The sequence below is a fragment of the Amycolatopsis sp. NPDC051716 genome (assembly GCF_040681595.1).
Taxonomy (GTDB): Bacteria; Actinomycetota; Actinomycetes; order Mycobacteriales; family Pseudonocardiaceae; genus Amycolatopsis.
Genome location: NZ_JBFAZA010000072.1, coordinates 1 through 18447 on the forward strand (window position 1 = coordinate 1; position 18447 = coordinate 18447).

Sequence of the window (18447 nt, forward strand, 5' to 3'; positions counted from 1 at the left end):
AAGGCCGCCTTGGGTGCGTTGAACGCAACCAAGGCCACATTGGGGCGCTCGGGGACCGGGCCGCTGTCACTGAACTTCGGACGCGCGACACTAGGTGATCTGTCCGGAGCGGGCGGGGACAAAGCGCTGCATATTTCGAAGTCCGCCAGTTTGCCGACCGTAAACGGCTGACCTTCCGCAGTAACACCGCCGACTGTGCCGTGCTGGAAAGGCGGGTGCGGCAATACTGCCCTACCGTGGTCCGGCTGCCGCCCGAGGAGCAGCGGGTGCGGCGATTCCGATTCGTGTGGCTGGCCATCGCCCTCGTGCTGCTGGCCGTGTTTGCCGGGGGCATGCTCTACGTGGCCAGCGTTCCACCTGAGGTGAAAGTCGGCCATGCGCTGGTGGGGAGCACCGGTCCGGCCGGCTACTGCCCGTTGACCGGGACGCCAGTTGACCACCGGGTCGCCGCGCTCGTAGGGTTTTTCCCGACCTCCGCCGTCGTCATCAGCCATGGAGGACGGGATGAACAGACGGATTCGGGCGGGGGCGATCGCCCTGGCGCTCGTCGCCGGCACGATGATCACGGCGGGGCCGGCGCGGGCCGCGGACCCGTTGCTGTCGCAGGGAAAGCCCGTGACGGCGTCGTCGTCGGGCGGGTGCTGCCCGGCGGCCGATGCGGTCGACGGCGACTCGGCGACCCGCTGGGCCAGCGCGGCCGGCGTCGATCCACAGTGGATTTACGTCGACCTCGGCGCGGCGGTGCACGTCAGCCGCGTGCGGCTGCAGTGGGACGCCTCCTGTGCCACCGCCTACGAAATCGACACGTCCGCCGACCACGTCACGTGGACCAAGATCTACGCGACGAGCGCGGGCAAGGGCGGCGTCGAAGACCTGACCGCCCTCGACGGCGCCGGCCGGTACGTCCGGGTGTACGGCACGAAACGGTGCCGCACCGACGCGTCCAAGGGCTACTCGCTGCAGGAATTCGGCGTCTACGGCTCGGCGGGCGACGTCGTTCCGCCGTCACCGCCCGGCACGCCGACGCTCACCGGGGTCACGCCCCTCAGCGCGACCGTCTCCTGGACCGCGGCGGCCGACGACGTCGGCGTCACGGGCTACGACGTCTACCGCGACGGCCAGCTCTGCGCGAGCACGACCGGCGCGCTGACGGCGACCTGCGGCAACCTCACCCCGAACAGCACCTACGGCTTCTACGTCAACGCGCGGGACGCGGCCGGGAACGTCTCGCAGGCCAGCGGCACCCTGATCGTGAAGACGCCGCCGTCCGACGACCACACGCCGCCGTCGGCGCCGTCGAACCTGCACACCACCGCGGTCAACAGCACTTCGATCGGCCTGGCGTGGACGGCGTCGACCGACGAGGTGGGGGTCGCCGGCTACCGGATCTACGACGGCGGCACGCAGATCGGCACGTCGGACACGACGAGCACCACGCTCGGCGGGCTGACCCCGAACACCGCGTACCACCTGCAGGTCCGGGCCTTCGACGCGAACGGCAACCTCAGCGACCCGAGCACGCCGGTCCTGGACGTCACCACCACCGGCGGCTCGAACTGCACGCCGTCGCAGGGGGTCTGCGGCGCCACGCAGGTCGGCACGGACGACGACGTCGTGTGGGGGCTGGTGACCCTGCCGGACGGCACGATCCTCTACAACCAGCGTGACGCGCACGCGATCGTCCACCTGAACCCGAAGACCGGCGCGAAGAAGACGATCGGGACCGTGCCCAACGTGCAGAGCACCGACGGCGAAGGCGGCCTGACCGGGCTGGAGATCAACCCGGCGTCGTTCGCTTCCGACCACTGGCTCTACATCATGCACACCTCGGGCAGCGACAACCGGATCGTCCGGATCAAGTACGACCCGGCCGGCGACTCGCTGACCACGAGCACCGAGCAGATCCTGCTGACGGGCATCGCGCGCAACAAGTTCCACAACGGCGGCCGGCTGCGGTTCAGCCCCGACGGCCGGTACCTGTTCGCGGGCACGGGTGACGCGCAGAACGGCGACAACGCGTCGAACACCAGCAGCCCCAACGGAAAGGTGCTGCGGATCAACCCGGACGGCTCGATCCCGGCGGACAACCCGTTCCACAACGCGGTGTGGAGCTACGGGCACCGGAACGTCCAGGGCCTGGCGTTCGACTCCCAGGGCCGGCTGTGGGAGCAGGAGTTCGGCAACAGCATCATGGACGAGACGAACCTGATCGTGAAGGGCGGCAACTACGGCTGGCCCGCGTGCGAGGGGACGTCGGGTTCGTGCGGCGGCTCCATCGCGCCGAAGAAGACGTACCCGGTGGCGCAGGGCTCGTGCAGCGGGATCACGATCATCCGTGACGCGCTGTACGTGGCCTGCCAGCGCGGGGCGCGGCTCTACCGCGCGGTGATCAGCGGCAGCTCGCTGACGAACTTCCAGACGTTCTTCAACGGCACGTACGGCCGGCTCCGCACGGTCGAACCCGCTCCGGACGGGCAGATGTGGCTGGCGACCAGTGTGGACGGTGACAAGGACAGCACCCCGCACAACAGCCACAACAAGATCCTGCGGGTGTCGGTGGGGTGAGGGCGCGCTGACCGGGGGCCGGCCCGGCCCCCGGTCAGCGCCAGCCGTCGTCGCCGAAGCCGAGGGTCACCGGGCCGCGGCGGATCCCCGCCACCGTCTCCGACGGCAGCACTTCGTCCAGGAACGCGTAGTCCGGGCTGCGGGTCCGCGCGTGCCACTGGGCGATCTCGTGCCAGCCCGGCGCCGCCAGCGCACCGCCGAAGTGCTGCACCGACAGGCTCGCCGTCAGGCAGGCGAACCGGAGGCGCTCCACCAGGGGCCAGCCCGTCAGCGTCGCGGCCACGAAACCGGCGCCGAACACGTCACCCGCGCCCGTGGCGTCCAGCACGTCGACCGGGAGCGCCGGGACCGCCGCCGTCTCGCTGGTCGTCCCGTCCACGGCCAGCACGCCCTCGCCGCCGCGGGTGATCACCGCGATCGGGACCAGGTCCGCCAGCCGGGCCAACGCCGCTTCGGGGGTGTCCGTGCGGGTGTAGCGCATCGCCTCGATTTCGTTCGGCAGGAAGGCGTGGCAGCACGCCAGCTGCTCCAGCAACGCCGGCGACCAGGCTTCGGACGGGTCCCAGCCGACGTCGGCGAACACGAGGCTGCCCGACTGGTGCGCGGTGTGGACCCACTCGGCCGTGTCGAGGCCGATGTGCGCCACCGTCGCCCGGCTCGGCGGCGGCGAACCGGCGAGTTCCGCGACCGGGACGGGTGGCGGGTGGCCGTGGGTGACCATCGCGCGGTCGCCCGCGTAGGCCAGCGAGACCGTCACCGGCGAGTGCCACTCCGGGAACCGCCGCGACCGCGACAGGTCGATGCGCTCCTGCCGGGTCAGCACGTCCCAGCAGTAGCGCCCGTAGACGTCGGTGCCGAACGCCGCCGCCAGCGATGTGCGCAGGCCGAGGCGGCTCAGCGCGACGGCGAAGTTCGCGATCCCGCCCGGTCCCGAACCCATGCCGCCCGTCCACACCTCGGTGCCCGGCGCCGGCGGGTGTTCGAGCCCGGTGAAGACGAGGTCGAAGAACAGCAGGCCGGACAGGAAGACATCGACTTCGGGGGCGGGCTCGGCCGGCACGGGCGCCTCCACGGATCAGGCAACGGTGGCCCGAGCCTGCGTCAGCGGCGCGAGATCCGCAAGAGCTCGGCCGGTTGAGCCGCGGATTGCGTGCTCACGGCTGCTATGGTCGCCGGATGCGGCAAGCCGGCCCCCGGATCCAGCAAAGCACTCCGCGATGAAGCTGGCGATCCTCGGCGGCGGCGGGTTCCGCGTGCCGCTCGTGCACGGTGCGCTGCTGGCCGGTGGCGAGGTCACCGAGCTCGTCCTGCACGACGTCGACGCCGGTCGCCTCGCGGCGATCGAACGGGTCCTGGCCGAGCAGGCCGCCGGCGCGGCGAACGCGCCGCGGGTGCGCACGACCACCGACCTCGCCGCCGCGGTGTCCGATGTGGACTTCGTGTTCTCGGCCATCCGGGTCGGCGGCCTGCGCGGCCGGCGGCTGGACGAGCAGGTCGCGCACGCGGAAGGCGTGCTGGGGCAGGAAACGGCCGGTGCGGGCGGGATCGCCTACGGGCTGCGGACGATCCCGGTCGCGATCGCCCTCGCGCGGCTGATCGGCGAGCTGGCGCCGCGCGCGTGGGTCATCAACTTCACCAACCCCGCCGGGATGGTCACCGAAGCGATGGCCGCGCACCTCGGCGGCCGGGTGATCGGCATCTGCGACTCCCCGGCCGGGCTGTGCCGCCGCGTCGCCCGGGCCCTCGGCATCGACGCGGCGTCGGCGAAGTTCGACTACGCGGGGCTCAACCACCTCGGCTGGCTCCGCTCGGTCCGCGTCGGCGGTCAGAACGTGCTGCCGCGGCTGCTCGCCGACACCGCGGCGTGCGAGTCGTTCGAGGAGGGCAGGCTCTTCGGTGCGGACTGGCTGCGCACGCTGGGCGCGGTCCCCAACGAATACCTGCACTATTACTACTTCGCCCGCGAGGCCGCCGGCTCGGCGTCGCGCGGTGCGTTCCTCCTCGAGCAGCAACGCGGTTTCTACGCGGAACCTTCGCTGGCGTCGTGGGAACGCACGCGCCTGGAACGCGAAGCGACGTACATGGCCGAGACGCGCGAGGGGGAGCGTGACGACCTCGAGGGCGGTGGCTACGAGAAGGTCGCGCTGGCCTTGATGCGCGCCCTCGCGCACGGCGAGCGCACCACGCTGATCCTCAACGTCCGCAACGGTTCCGCGCTCCCGGGCGTGCCGGGTGACGCGGTCGTCGAGGTCCCGTGCACGGTCGGCGCGGACGGCGCCCGCCCGCTCGCCGCCGCGCCGCTGGCGGCCCACGCGCTGGGCCTGGTGACGACGGTCAAGGCGGTCGAGCGGGCGGCGATCGAGGCGGCGACGACGGGTTCGCGGGCGGCGGCGCTGCGGGCGTTCGCGCTGCACCCGCTGGTCGGCTCGGTGCCGGTCGCCCGGCGGCTGCTCGACGCCTACGTCGCCGCGCACCCGGAACTCGCCTACCTCGCTTAGGCCACGGCCATCGTGGTGAACTCCGCTTCGGCTGCCCGCTCGGTGTAGAGCTCCCACGCCTTCTCGGCGATGTCGTCCGGATCGAGCGTGCCCACGGTGAAGCCGTGGTCCTGAGCGGTGAGCATGCGGTGGATGTCGCCGCGTTCGATGAGGCCGCCGATGGTGAGAATCCCGGCGTGGACACCCTTCTCCCGCAGGGCCGCGTGCAACGTGAGCACGTACATCCGCAGCGCCGCCGACGCCGGGGCGAGACTGCCGAGCATCGGCATCGGGTACTTGCCGCTCAGGCCGCCGGCGAAGAGCAGTGAACCCGAACCGCGCGCCAGCAGGCCCGGCAGCACGGCTTCGACGAGTTTCGCCGCCGGGACCACGAGGGCGTCGAACGCCGCGCGGAGGGTGCCGCCGCCGGCCTCGGTGAGCGGCGTGATGCCCCCACCGGACGTCGCGTCCGCCGGCCCGAAGTACACCGTGTCGATCTCGCCGGCGTCGGCCGTGATGCGCACGAGCACGTCGCGGAGCTGGGCTTCGTCGGTCACGTCGGCCGTGTAGGTGGGGGCGGTGATCCCGGCCAGCGACGCGCGGTAGCCCGCGTGCCGCGTGTCGGTGCGGGAAACCAGCGCCGTCGTGAAGCCTTCGCGGCCGAAACGGTGGGCGACCGACAGGCCGAGCCCGGGACCGACGCCCAGGACGGCGAGCACTTTCGGCAAGGGAACCTCCTTCTCGAAGAAATTGAGACTGGCCTCAACTTAGTCTCAAGTTGAGTGTGCCGTCAACTTGTCGGCATGGAGTCCGAACAGGACATTGCCTGGGTGAGGCCGTCCGGGCGATTTGCGGCGTCCGGACGGGTTTTCCGGGTTGCTTCGCCTTCCGGGACGCCGGGAACGGCGCTCACCATCGGCCGCATGACCGCTGCCTACCCCGCCGAGAAGGACCATCCCGCCGTCCCGATGGGGGCGATCTACGCCGGGCACCCGCCGATGTCCCGGATCGCGTTCCCCAGCGGCCACGAAGGCTGGCTGGTGACGCGCTACGACGACGTCCGCACGGTCTTCTCCGATCCGCGGTTCAGCCGCGACCTGCTGTACCCGGGGGCGCCGTGCCTGATCGAGCCGGGCGACTTCTCGACCGGCGAGCACAGCATCCTCAACATGGACCCGCCCGACCACACGCGGCTGCGGCGGTTGTCGGCGCAGGCGTTCACCGTCCGCCGGATCGCCGCGCTGCGGCCCCGGATCCAGGAGATCGCCGACGGGCTCCTGGCGGCGATGATCGCGCACGGCCCGCCGGCCGACCTGGCCGAGGCGTTCGCCTTCCCGCTGCCGACCGCCGTCATGTGCGAGCTGCTCGGCGTCCCGTTCGCCGGCCGCGAGCGCTTCCGGCAGTGGTCGCGGGTGATCGTGACGCCGATGCAGCACGCTCCCGCCGACGTCGAGCGGGCGCGGCGCGACGGCGCCGAGGACATGGCCGCGCTGGTGGCGGAGAAACGCGCGCGCCCCGCGGACGACTTCCTGAGCGCCCTCGTGCACGCCCGCGACGAGGACGGCGACCGGCTCACCGAACCGGAGCTGATCGACCTGGCCACCCAGCTGCTGCTCGCCGGGCACGAGACGACGGTCAGCCTGATCGGGTGCGGGGTCGTCCTGCTGTGCCGGCACCCGGAGCAGCTGGCGGCGTTGCGCGCCGATCCCGCGCTGACCCCGGGGGCGGTCGAGGAGATCATGCGCTACGACGGCCCGGTCGACTCGTCGCTGCTGCGGGTGGCGCTGGAGGACGTGCCGCTGGGCGGGGTGCTGGTGCGGCGCGGCGAGGCGGTGCTGGCCCACGTCGGGGCCGCGAACCGCGACGAGAACGTGTTCCCGATGGCGACGGAGTTCGACATCCGCCGCAAGAACGCCCCGCAGCTGGGCTTCGGGCACGGGATCCACTTCTGCCTCGGCGCGGCGCTGGCCCGGCTGGAGGGTGAGATCGCCTTGCGGGCGCTGCTGGACCGGCTGCCCGGCTTGGAGCTGGCGGTACCTCCGGAGACGATCACCTGGCGGCCGCCGCTGTCGGTGCGCGGGCCCGAGGAGGTGCCGGTGACCTGGACGGCTTGAGCCTGCGCCGAATGCCGCGCCCGGTTGGCGCCACCGGCCGAGCCGGGCCGGGCGGGACTGCTCCAGTCGTGTAGAACCTGTTCCAGTTTCGGGCTGCGACCGAAATCATGGCCCTCGCTGTTCCGCGAGCGAGGAGTGCGCCATGGATGCCGACCTGACCCGTCGTCAGCTCCTCCGCGGCAGTGCCGCCGGGGTGGGCCTCGCCGTCACCGCCGGGCTGGCGAACCCCGCCGCGGCCGCACCCGCGGCCGAGTACGACGTCGTCGTGGTCGGATCCGGTGCGGCGGGCATGACCGCGGCGCTGACCGCCGCCAAACGGGGGCTGAGCGTCGTCGTGCTCGAGAAGGCGCCGACGTTCGGCGGCTCCGCGGCCCGGTCCGGCGCCGGCATCTGGATCCCGAACAACCGGGTCCTGCTCGCCGCCGGGGTGCCCGACACGCCCGCGAAGGCCGCGCAGTACCTCGCCGCCGTCGTCGGGCCGGACGTGCCGGCCGCGCGGCAGGAGGCATTCCTGCGCAACGGCCCGGCGATGATCGACTTCGTCCTGGCGAACAGCCCGCTGCGGTTCCGGTTCATGGAGGGCTACAGCGACTACTACCCGGAGCTCCCGGGCGGCCTGCCGAACGGCCGGTCGATCGAGCCGGACCAGTTCGACGGGCGCCTGCTGGGGGCCGAGCTGGCGAACCTGAACCCGCCCTACCTCGCCACGCCGGCTGGGCTCGTCGTCTTCAGCGCCGACTACAAGTGGCTGAATCTGGCCCTGGTGAACGCCAAGGGCGCCGCGGTCGCCGCCGAATGCCTCGCCCGCGGCACGGCCGCCGCACTGGCCGGGCAGAAACCGCTCACCATGGGGCAGTCGCTCGCCGCCGGCCTGCGCGTCGGCCTGCTCCGGGCGAACGTCCCGGTGCTGCTCAACACCCCGCTCGTCGACCTGAACGTCGAAAACGGCGCGGTCACCGGCGTCGTGACGCCGCAGGGGCTGGTGCGGGCGCGGCGCGGCGTGATCGTCGGCTCGGGCGGGTTCGAGCACAACGCGGCGATGCGCGCGCAGTACCAGCGGCAGCCGATCGGCACCGACTGGACGGTCGGCGCGAAGGAGAACACCGGCGACGGCCACCGCGCCGGGCAGCGCGCCGGAGCCGCCCTCGACCTGATGGAAGACGCCTGGTGGGGCCCGGCCATCCCGACCCCCGGCGACCCGTACTTCTGCCTGGCCGAACGGACCCTGCCCGGCGGCCTGATCGTCAACCAGGCCGGGCAGCGGTTCGTCAACGAAGCCGCGCCCTACAGCGACGTCGTGCACACGATGTACGACAAGAACCCGGCGGCGCCGGACATCCCGGCGTGGCTCATCGTCGACCAGAACTACCGCAACCGGTACCTCTTCCGCGACATCGCGCCGCTGCTGCCGTTCCCGGACGCCTGGTACGCCGCCGGCGCGGTCTTCAAGGCGTCGACCGTCCAGGACCTCGGCGCGAAGATCGGCGTGCCGCCGGCCGCGTTGAAGTCCACTGTGGACCGCTTCAACGGCTTCGCCCGGTCCGGCACCGACCCCGAATTCCGCCGCGGCGCGAGCGCGTACGACCACTACTACACGGATCCGTCGGTGTCGCCGAACTCCTGCCTGGCGCCGTTGTGGGCGGCGCCGTACTACGCGCTGCGGCTCGTCCCCGGCGACCTCGGCACGAAGGGCGGCATGCGCACGGACGCCCGGGCGCGGGTGCTCCGCCCGGACGGCTCGGTGATCCCCGGCCTGTACGCGGCCGGCAACGCGAGCGCGGCGGTGATGGGCCACAGCTACGCCGGCGCGGGGTCGACCATCGGCCCCGCGATGACGTTCGGCTACATCGCCGCGAACGACGTCTAGAACTCCTTTTCCACCAACGGAAGCACTTCGGTGCCGAGGAGCTCGATGGCCCGCATGACGTCGGCGTGCGGGACGCCGGACCAGTCCATCTGCATCGCGTACCGGTCCGCGCCGGTGAGCTTGCCGACCGCGATCAGGCGCTCGGCGATCTCCTGGGGGCTGCCGACGAACAGCGCCTGCGCGTCGCGGGTGTATTCGTCGTACTCGGCGCGGGTCGGGACCGCCCAGCCGCGGGCGCGGGCGCCGTACTTCATCGTCTCGAGCCAGTACGGGTAGAAGGTTTCCTTGGCGTCCTGGGACTTGTCGGCGATGAAGCCGATCGCGCTCATGGTGACGTGCAGGTCCTCCGGGGCCTGTTCGCCCGCCTCGCCGGCGCGGCGGTAGAGGTCGACCAGCGGGGCGAAGCGCTCGGGCTGCCCGCCGATCACGGCGTACACCACCGGCAGGCCGAGCAGCCCGGCGCGGATCGACGACTCCGGGTTGCCGCCGGTGCCGACCGAGATGCGCAGGCGCCTGCCGTACGGCCGGGGCAGGACCCGGGCGTTCTCCAGCGGCGGGCGGAACCGGCCGGACCAGGTGAGCGGGTCTTCGCGGTCGATGCGCAGGAGCAGGGCGAGCTTCTCCTCGAAGAGCTCGTCGTAGTCGCCGAGGTCGTTGCCGAACAGCGGGAACGACTCGGTGAACGACCCGCGCCCGGCGAGCAGCTCGGCACGGCCGTGGCTGAGCTGGTCGAGCGTGGTGAACTGCTGGTAGAGGCGGACCGGGTCCTCGGTGCTCAGCACGGTCACGGCGGAGCTCAGGGTGATCTGGTTCGTGACGCTCGAGGCGGCGGCCAGCACGGTGCCCGGGTTGGAGATCGCGTACTGGTCGAGGTGGTGCTCGCCGAGGCCGTAGAAGCCGAGACCCAGCTCGTCGGCGAGCTTGATCCGCTCGAGGGTGTTGGCCAGCGTCCGCGCCACGGTGGGCTGTTCGCCGGTGCGCGGGTCCGGCGCGCGGTCGCCGAAGCTGTAGATGCCGAGTTTCATACAACGCTCAACTACTTGCGCGGCGGATTCGTTCCCTTCGGTCTCAGCCGAAGCGGGCCTGGATGGCCTCGAGGTTCTTCTCCGACAGCTGCAGCGCGGCGGCGCGCAGGCTCAGGCCGTCCAGGGTGGCGACCTCGAACATGCTGGTCACCAGGGCGCGCATCCGGGCGCGGACCTTGCCGAAGGCTTCCTCGGCGTCCGCGCCGACGTCGCCGAACAGCGTCCACCACCACCACGAGTTGGTCGCCGAGTTGGCGACGAAGTCCGGCACCACGCGGATGCCGCGCGCGTCGAGGAGCTCTTCGGCGTCGGGGGTGACCGGCAGGTTCGCGGCCTCGACGATGAGCTGCGCGCCGATCTTGGCCTGGTTGTCGGCGTCGACGCAGTAGGAGATCGCCGCGGGCACCAGCACCTCGGCCGGCACGTCCAGCCAGGCTTCCGGCGGCAGGAGCTCGTCGCCGGGCTTGAGGTTGTCGCGGTCGATGCCGCCGAAGCGGTCGCGGTGCCGGAGCAGGTTTTCGACGTCGAGCCCGGCCGGGTTGGCGACGACCCCGCGGACGTCCGAGACGCCGACCACGCGCAGCCCGGCGTCGGCGAGGAAGCGGGCGGTGGCCCCGCCCATCGCGCCGAAGCCCTGCACCACGACGCGGTTCGGCCGGTTGTGGAGGCCGAGCATCTCGAGCCCGGTGAGCGTGGCCTGGGCGACGCCGAGGCCGCCGACGAGTTCGTCGAGCCCCAGCCCGCCGACCTCGATCCGGAAGGCCTCCGCCAGCCGGGCGGTCGCCGCGTCGCGGTCTTCGAGCAGCGGGTAGATCGCCTGCACCGGGCTGAGCAGGCCGATTTCGGCGATGACGCCGTCGATGACGTCCCGCCGCAGCCCCAGGTCCTCGCCCATGGTCCAGTACTGCTCGATGAGCGGCCGCATGGCGTGCAGGTACCGGGCGACGACGTCGCGGGCGCGCTCGTCGTAGGGGTCGAAGTCGATGCCGCCCTTGGCGCCGCCGAGGGGGACGTACCGGCCGTCGGGGTCGTAGTTGAGGCCTTCCTTGAGCGTCATGCCCCTGGCCAGGCCGCGGACCTCGAACAGCGAGCAGCCGCGGCGCATCCGCAGGCCGCCGCTGGCCACGCCGCGCACGAGCCGGTCGATCACCAGGTACCCGCGGCACCCGGTGACGGGGTCGGTCCACGCCACTTCGAGCAAGGCTGTTCCGGTCATCGCCCCTCCTGATCCCCCGGTCAACATCCGAGCTCGTAAGCCATCGCCTGCTCGACCCACCGGTCACAGTCCCCGGCGGTGACGGTGCCCTGCCGGGCGACGACCTGGACGGCGAGCCCATCGAGAAGAGCGGTCAGCCGCCACGCGGCGCCGTGCGGATCGGCGCACCGGAAGGTCCCGGCCCCGACACCCTCCGCGATCAGCGCGACGACGGCATCCCGCCACCGCAGGTCAAGCCGCTGCAGCACGGCCCGCAGGGCGGCATCCCGCATGGCCGCGGCACCGGCTTCGATCCACAGCTGCCAGTTGTCGTGGTGCGAGGGCCCATACAGGGCGAGAACGGCGCGAAGCCGCTTGTCGGCGGGCCCGCTTTTGCCGAGCTCATCGTTCAGTTTGGTCAGTTCGCGCTCGGCGGCTTGCCGGAAGGCTTCGATGACGAGCGTTTCAAGGGTCCCGAAGTGGTAGAAGATCAGCGCGGTGCTGACATCGAGCGAGTGAGCGACATCGGCGGCCCGCACACCGGCGATGCCCCGGGAGCGAATTTGGGCAAGAGCGGCCCGGACGATCTCCTCCCGCCGCACGGCAACGGCCTTCCGCATCATTCGGCCACCGTACCGAGGGGAATGGGCGGGCGGGAGGCGCCGAATGTGGGTTCCTCGGCCTGTGCGGACGGTCAGGACCGCAGGTGAGGGGGTTGCTTGGTGGGGTTTTTGTGGCGGTTCGGGGCGCGGTCGGGTGATCGGCGGCGGTGGGGTTGGCGGGCCGGTCCGGTGGGGGTTCGCGGCGCGCGGGCGGCTGGCGGCTGGTGCTCGGCGTCGCGGGTTTGGGGGAGGCGGCGGGTGAGCGGTCGGTCCGGTCGGGGCTCGCCGCGCGCGGGTCGCGGCCGGTTCTACGCCGGCTTGGGCTGTTGTGGGGGAGCGGGCGCAGCGTGGATCAGCGGAGACTCTTTCTGCGGGATCGCCACTTCGCGGCCTGCCGGTAGTACTGGGTCGACTCGGGCAGGCAAGCCAGGACGGCGCCCGCCAAGAACAGGGCCGTGCCGATCAAGGCGTAGGACGCTGCCTGGGTGGCTGCCGCCTCGTTCATGTGCTTGAGAGCGCCTGGGAGCCACAAAAGGGTCTGCAGGGCGAGAATGACCAGCGACGTCACCCGAGCCCCGTTGAAGCGAATCGCCAGCAGCGAACTCAGCACGGCCAACGACGTCCATCCTGTTGTCGTCCCGTCGACGGCCCCCTCGGTCATCCCGAACAGGAAAGCCGCCAGCGGCAGCACAACCAGAGCGGCGATCAGGACCGGAGGCCGCCGCGGAGCCGGTTCCATCATGTGCTCAGCGTGGCGGGTCTCGCCCGGGACCGGTCCCCGTCCCGCGACGCCGGCACGCACAGCGGGCCAGGGCGCCATCCCGATCTCGCCGCAGGTCCGTGCGTTGTCACCAACCTGGTTTGGGCCAGGGGCTCGGAGAACAAGGAACCCTCGCCCGGGGGCGCGGCTATGGCGGGTGTGCCCGGCGATGGCCGGGGATGGCAAGTCTGCTGCGGATAGGTGGCAGGCGGGTTGGTTCGCGCGGCCAGGGCGGCGGGTTTGGCTGGTGGGCCGGGTAGCGCGGAGTGGCAGGCGCCCAGGCCGGGGTGGTGGCTTGGCTGGGCGGCCGGCAAGTGGGAAGGCCGAGTCCAGGAGGGCCGGAAGGTGCGACCGCGCTGTTGGGGAGTGGCCGGGGCAGGAGGGGCGGGCTCATGGGCGGCACGGGTGGGCAGTGGCCGGGGGGCCGAGTCGGCCAGCAGGTCGGGGGTGGGCTCAGCTGGCGGGTGGTCAAAGGATGAGCAGTGGCCGAGGCCAGGTGGCCAACAGACCGGGGTGGGCTCGGCTGGTGGGCGGCCAAAGGGGGCAGTGGCCGAGGCCTTGGCCAACAGACCAGGCGGGCCGCGCTGCTGGGCGGCCGAAGGGTGGGGAGAGCCGTGACCAAGAGGTGGATGGCCGCGGTCTCGCTGGGGAAGGGGCTAGCGAGCCAAGAGGGGCGGGGCGGTGGAGCGCCCTGCGGTGCTCTTGCGGGAGGACAACCCTGCCGCTCGGTTGCCGAAGTCGCCCGCTGCTTGGGGTTGGAGCGGAGCTGGTGGCGCGCGTACAGGAGTGCCGGGGCCGCGACTGCGGCTCCCGACACTCCCGCCCCGTCCCTCGGCCCCCGCGCCGGTCTCGCCGGCCCCGGGCCTCCCGGCCCCGGGCCCTCTGGCCTCCCGGACCCCGGGCCTCTGGCCTCCGGGATCTTCGGGGTCTCCGGCCCCTCGGACTCCCGGGGCCTCCGGCCTCCAGGACTCCCGGGGCCTCCGGCCCCTCGGACCCCCAGGGCCTCCGGGACCCTCGGGGTCTCCGGCCCCTCGGACCCACGGCCTCCGGGACCCCCGCGGCCTCCGGCCCCTCGGCCCCCCGCGGCCTCCGGCCCCTCGGCCCCCCGCGGCCTCTGGCCTCGGGACCCCCGGGGCCTCCGGCCCCCCGGCCCCCGCGGCCTCCGGGGTCTCCGGCCCTCGGACCCCCAGGGCCTCCGGGACCCTCGGGGGCCTCAGGCGGTCCACTCCGGGTTGCGGCCCAGGTACCGGAGCAGCGTTGCGACCGCGTCGTCGTCGGCTTTGCCCTCCAACGCCGGGGCGTACGCGAAGCCGCGCAGGGGCTCGGCCAGCTGGCGGGCGACCGGGAGCAGCTGCTCGGCCAGCTTCGGCGTCAGCGGGGACTCCTGGCCCGCCGCCCTGGCGATGTCCCATGCGTGGACCGCCGCGTCCAATGCCGCCGCTCCCACCGCCACCGGGGCCGGGAACGCTCCCTGCGGCAACGGTGTCGGGACCGAAGGGGCGTCCGGGGCCACCGTGGCGAACGCCGCCGCCGAGGCTGACAGGGTTGGCTCCAGGAACTCCGCGGCCGGGGTGGGGAGCTTGCCCGACGGGGCGAACGGGTTGAAGTCCGGGCCGCCCGAACCCGTGATCGCTGCCGCGTAGCCCAGCTGGTCGCCTGCTGCGTGCTGGAGGACCTGGGTCACGTTCCACTCCGCGCACGGCGTCGGGGCCGACCAGTCCGTCACGCCCGCGATCGCCGACCGCAGAGCTTCGTGGGCTGCCTCCAGGATCGGCCAGGACGAGCCGCGGTTCAGGCCGGCGAAGAACTGGCGGATGTCGGCCACCAGGACCTCCGTGGCCTCGTGGGCCGCGTAGTGGCCCGCCGCGTCGCGGGGGCCGCCGCTGCTCGATGTCACGTCGTAGCTGTGCCAGCTGACGATGTTCGCGTGGTCGCGCTCGGCGAATCGCCTGATCGATTGGAAGTCGCCCGCGAACATCGCCAGGCCCGTCGGGACCGTCGTCGGACCCTCCGGGTGTGAAGTCGTGTGCGCGTCCTCGTAGTAGAAGCGGATCGACGAGCCGCCGGTGCGGGTCAGCCAGTACAGCGCCACGTTCGCCAGGACGAACTCCGGGTCCAGGTGCTCGCCGAACAGCTGCGCGTTCCACGCCAGCAGGCCCAGCGGCGAGTCCGCGAGCGCGAACGCCAGCGTGTGCGGCTGCTGGCTGTGCAGCGTGTTGAAGGAAAACATGTTCTCGTAGAACCACTGCAGGTGCGCGAGCGCGGCCTGGTCGGCTTCGCTCAGGTCCGCCATCTCCGCCGGGTCGCCGGAGGGGAACGAGAACAGCTGCGTGACGTGCACTCCGACCACCTTGTCCGGTGCGTTCCGGCCGATCTCCGGCGAAATCATCGATCCCGCGTCGTTGCCCACCGCGCCGTACTTCTCGTAACCCAGGCGGCTCATCAGCTCGGTCCACGCCGCCGCCGTGCGGTGCGTGCCCCAGCCCGCCGACCGGGCCGGGCCCGAGAAGCCGAAGCCCGGCAGGGACGGGATGACCAGGTGGAACGCCGGCTCGTCGGCCGACGACGGCTCGGTCAGCGGGCCGATCACGTCGAGGTACTCCACGATCGAGCCCGGCCAGCCGTGCGTCAGCACCAGCGGTGTCGCGTCCGCCCGCGACGAGCGGACGTGCAGGAAGTGGATGGTCTCGCCGTCGATCTCCGTCACGAACTGCGGGTGGGCGTTGAGCCGCGCCTCGAACGCCCGCCAGTCGAACTTCTCCAGCCAGTACTCGGCCAGCGCGCGGACCCGCTCGTTCGTGACGCCGTACTCCGCGGGCAGGTCGTCCGGCCACAGCGCCCCGCGCAGGCGGTTCTGCAGGTCCTCGAGGGCGGGCTGCGGGATCTCGGCGCGGAACGGGCGGAGGGCGGGGACCGTCATGACTGGCTCCTTCGGAGTGGAACGGAATGCTTCGTTCCGAACTCTAGCAGACCGGAATGATCCGTTCCAGTGGTAATCTCGGCCCATGCGTGAGACAGCCCCGCCCGAGACCGCCCTGCCCGGCCGCCGAGGCCAGGCCGCCCGCAACAACATCGTCATCCTCGACGCCGCCCGCCACGTCTTCCTCGGCGACCCGAAGGCGCCGATCTCCCAGGTCGCCGAGCGCGCCGGCGTCGGCATCAGCGCGCTCTACCGCCGGTACCCGAGCAAGGAAGCCCTGCTTTGCCGCATCTGCCACGACGGGCTCCTCATGTACATCGGCGAGGCCGAAGTCGCCGCCGAGGAACCGGACGGCTGGGCGGCGCTGACCGGCTTCCTCGCCCGGGTCGTCGAACTCGACGTGCACTCGTTGACCGTCCACCTCGCCGGCACGTTCACCCCGACCCCCGAGATGGGCCAGGACGCGCGGCGGGCGGGCGAGCTGACGAAGCACCTGGTCGAGCGGGCGCGCGAAACCGGGCGCCTGCGGCCGGACGCCGTCACCGAAGACATCGGCATGATCCTCGAGTGCTGCGCCGCCATCCGCGTCGACGACGAGGAGCGGACGTCGCAGCTGCGGCACCGGTACCTCGCGCTGCTCATCGAGGGGTTGTCGGCGACCGGCCCGGATCTGCCGGGTCCGCCGCCCCGGCCCGGTGAGATGAACGGCCGCTGGCGTCCCGCCTGACGGAGGTGCCGGGCGCGTCCGGATGGCGGTAACGAATTCCGGGAGCGCGACGACTGATCAGCGTCGGCGTCCGAAAAGACCTATGCAAGATCTGTCAGAGCGGCATTCCCCGGACTGGAACAGCGAGATGACGACTATGCAAAGAACCTGGCGACGGACCACGATCCTGTCCTCGGTGGCCGCACTGGCCACGGCGTTCATCGCAATCGCCCCCGCTGCGCAGGCGGACACGCCCACCAGTTCCGTCGAAGTCAGTCCCACCACGGTGCTGCCGGGACAGACATTCACGATCACGCAAACCATTCACAACCCCACCGATTTCACGGTGACTTTCGCGAAGGGCGCCATTTACGGCACCCCGACCGCGATCGTCGACGTCGCCGACGTCGTGTCCTGCACCAACACGACGGCGGTCGGCTGCTTCCAGTTCGGGAGCAGTTACCGTGCCGCGTTCGGCGACCTCGAGGCGGGCGGCACGAAGACCACGGTGTGGACCTTGCGCGTCAAGGACACCGCGGCACCCGGGCAGTTCACGCTGCAGCACCAGTTCGTCGGCGACAACTTCTCGTTCGATACCCTCGACGGCCCGGTGATCACCGTCGCCGACCCGGCCGCGCAGGCCGACGTCAAGGTCGCGCTGGGCGCCACCGGGCACGGCGGGCTGAACGCGCGCATCGACTACACCGTCACCGTGACGAACACCGGCCCGGCCACGGCGACCGGAACCCGGGTCGTGGCCACGTATCCGGCGGGTCTGTCGTTCGCCAGTGGCTCCGGGTGCGCCGCCGTCAGCGGCACCCGGACCGTGAACTGTGACGTCGCTTCGCTGGCCAGCGGCGCGTCGGCGACACCGAAGTTCTCGGTGAACGGCGGCCTGCTCGCGCTCGGTTCGTACACCACGACCGCGAAGCGGACGGCGAGTTCGCCGTTGGATCCCAACCCCGCCAACGACAGCGCGTCGAAGACGTGCTCGGCGCTCACCGGGCTCATCGTGACCTGCTGAGGGTTCGCGAGAGGTGAACCGGGCTCGTGTCCTCCGCCAGGGACCCGGGCCCGGTTTCGCGTTCCGGCCAGGAACTAGTGTCGCGCGTCCGAAGTTCAGTGACAGCGGCCCGGTCCCCGCTCTTCCCGGACGTCAAACAACTTGCGACGCGCGACACTAGCCGGTGACCGACGCGTACAGCTTCGCGATGTCGTCGTCGAAATAGGCGCTGTAGGAAACGTCCGGGGTGTCGCCGCCGAGCTGGTAACCGCCGATCACGCCGATCACCGCGCCGCCGGTCACCCACGGGCCGCCGCTGGTTCCGTCCGGGAAACCGGGGCACGCCACGCGCAGCTGGTAACTGCCGGAACGCGTGGTGTCCCCGTCGCAGACGACCGGGGAATCGGTCGTGTCGGGGTAGCCCGTGAGGGTGATCCGGTGCTCGAATCCGCGATTCGTGCCGAGCACGTTCGCGCCGGTGAGGCTTTCCAGCGAGGCCGGGTTTCCGGTCTGCCGGACGGTCAGGAACGCGAAATCCAGATCCGGGTCCGCCGAAGACGTCCAGCCGCCGGCGACGGCCGCCGACGTCACCGTCCACATCCCCAGCGGCGCGACGCCGTCGTGGTAGCCCGGGGCGAAGGTCATGCCGTCCCGGACGCAGTGCGCGGCGGTCAGGACGAGGTCGCCGGCGGTGGAGTGCACGACGCTTGCCGTGCAGAAGTGGCGACCGCCCGCGAACAGCGCCCCGACCGGGGAGGCGGCGGGTTTCGCCGGAGCGGGCGAGGCGACCGGGGCGGCGGCGACCGGAGTGGTGACGGGGGCGGTGACCGGAGTGGTGACCGGCGTGGGCGCGCCCGCCGCGTAGGCGTCGTCGGCGGTCGTGCCGGTGCCGAGGACCAGCCCGGTCCCCATGACCAGCAACGCCGCCGCGGCCGTCAGCGCGGTGCGGGGAAACTCGATCGCCACCGCTTCAGATCACCACAGCACCGCCGCATCCGCAGCGTGCGGAGCCGGATGCACAGCGACCTCATAGCGACCGCACAGCGCCGCACAGGGACGGGCCGCCCGAAAGCGCGGTCTTCGGCGCGAGGCGGCGGCGGACCGGCGGACGCGGTTAGCCTCAATGCCGGAAAGTTAAGGCTCAGGGGCGTGTGTCAACTCGGTGATGATCGTGATGGTGATGGTTGCTGGGTAGTTGGTGCGGTCGGTCTGG

14 protein-coding genes are annotated in these 18447 nt (G+C 72.0%); 6 read left to right on the forward strand and 8 right to left on the reverse strand.

The window, feature by feature from the left end:
• Positions 1-504 precede the first annotated feature (504 nt).
• Complete coding sequence (locus AB0M30_RS46670) at positions 505-2565, forward strand: PQQ-dependent sugar dehydrogenase (RefSeq protein WP_364598933.1); 2061 nt, start codon at positions 505-507, stop codon at positions 2563-2565.
• Between the two features lie 34 nt (positions 2566-2599).
• On the opposite strand, the gene AB0M30_RS46675 is transcribed toward AB0M30_RS46670, so the two are convergent.
• Positions 2600-3625, reverse strand: coding sequence for a carbohydrate kinase family protein (locus AB0M30_RS46675; protein ID WP_364598936.1), 1026 nt, complete (start codon positions 3623-3625; stop codon positions 2600-2602).
• A gap of 157 nt (positions 3626-3782) precedes the next feature.
• On the opposite strand from AB0M30_RS46675, the gene AB0M30_RS46680 reads away from it, so the two are divergent.
• Positions 3783-5063, forward strand: a complete 1281-nt coding sequence (locus tag AB0M30_RS46680; protein WP_364598939.1) for a 6-phospho-beta-glucosidase — start codon at positions 3783-3785, stop codon at positions 5061-5063.
• Here AB0M30_RS46680 and AB0M30_RS46685 read toward each other — a convergent pair.
• Positions 5060-5761, reverse strand: coding sequence for an SDR family NAD(P)-dependent oxidoreductase (locus AB0M30_RS46685; RefSeq protein WP_364598969.1), 702 nt, complete (start codon positions 5759-5761; stop codon positions 5060-5062). The genes AB0M30_RS46680 and AB0M30_RS46685 overlap by 4 nt on opposite strands.
• A gap of 204 nt (positions 5762-5965) precedes the next feature.
• On the opposite strand from AB0M30_RS46685, the gene AB0M30_RS46690 reads away from it, so the two are divergent.
• On the forward strand, positions 5966-7156 hold the full coding sequence (locus tag AB0M30_RS46690) for a cytochrome P450 (protein WP_364598942.1): 1191 nt from the start codon (positions 5966-5968) through the stop codon (positions 7154-7156).
• Between the two features lie 142 nt (positions 7157-7298).
• A complete protein-coding gene (kstD, locus tag AB0M30_RS46695; protein ID WP_364598945.1) occupies positions 7299-9023 on the forward strand; it encodes a 3-oxosteroid 1-dehydrogenase in 1725 nt (574 codons plus the stop codon).
• Here kstD and AB0M30_RS46700 read toward each other — a convergent pair.
• The 5 genes from AB0M30_RS46700 to AB0M30_RS46720 all read right to left on the reverse strand — a co-directional run bounded on the left by AB0M30_RS46700 (position 9020) and on the right by AB0M30_RS46720 (position 15525).
• Positions 9020-10048, reverse strand: coding sequence for an LLM class flavin-dependent oxidoreductase (locus AB0M30_RS46700; protein ID WP_364598948.1), 1029 nt, complete (start codon positions 10046-10048; stop codon positions 9020-9022). The two genes, kstD and AB0M30_RS46700, sit on opposite strands and share 4 nt — an antisense overlap.
• A gap of 43 nt (positions 10049-10091) precedes the next feature.
• Positions 10092-11264: a Glu/Leu/Phe/Val dehydrogenase dimerization domain-containing protein gene (locus AB0M30_RS46705; RefSeq protein ID WP_364598951.1), complete on the reverse strand. Its 1173-nt coding sequence runs from the start codon at positions 11262-11264 to the stop codon at positions 10092-10094.
• 20 nt (positions 11265-11284) lie between these two features.
• Positions 11285-11866: a TetR/AcrR family transcriptional regulator gene (locus AB0M30_RS46710; protein ID WP_364598954.1), complete on the reverse strand. Its 582-nt coding sequence runs from the start codon at positions 11864-11866 to the stop codon at positions 11285-11287.
• 331 nt (positions 11867-12197) lie between these two features.
• On the reverse strand, positions 12198-12587 hold the full coding sequence (locus AB0M30_RS46715) for a hypothetical protein (RefSeq protein ID WP_364598957.1): 390 nt from the start codon (positions 12585-12587) through the stop codon (positions 12198-12200).
• Positions 12588-13818: 1231 nt separating this feature from the next.
• The gene (locus AB0M30_RS46720) at positions 13819-15525 is read right to left on the reverse strand and encodes a TIGR03086 family metal-binding protein (protein ID WP_364598960.1); all 1707 of its coding nucleotides are present in this window, start codon (positions 15523-15525) and stop codon (positions 13819-13821) included.
• 85 nt (positions 15526-15610) lie between these two features.
• On the opposite strand from AB0M30_RS46720, the gene AB0M30_RS46725 reads away from it, so the two are divergent.
• Complete coding sequence (locus AB0M30_RS46725; RefSeq protein ID WP_364598963.1) at positions 15611-16252, forward strand: helix-turn-helix domain-containing protein; 642 nt, start codon at positions 15611-15613, stop codon at positions 16250-16252.
• Positions 16253-16427: 175 nt separating this feature from the next.
• Entirely contained in the window at positions 16428-17255 is an 828-nt protein-coding gene (locus AB0M30_RS46730; protein WP_364598972.1) for a DUF11 domain-containing protein, read from the forward strand.
• 156 nt (positions 17256-17411) lie between these two features.
• On the opposite strand, the gene AB0M30_RS46735 is transcribed toward AB0M30_RS46730, so the two are convergent.
• Positions 17412-18200, reverse strand: a complete 789-nt coding sequence (locus AB0M30_RS46735; RefSeq protein ID WP_364598966.1) for a trypsin-like peptidase domain-containing protein — start codon at positions 18198-18200, stop codon at positions 17412-17414.
• Between the last annotated feature and the right edge of the window lie 247 nt (positions 18201-18447).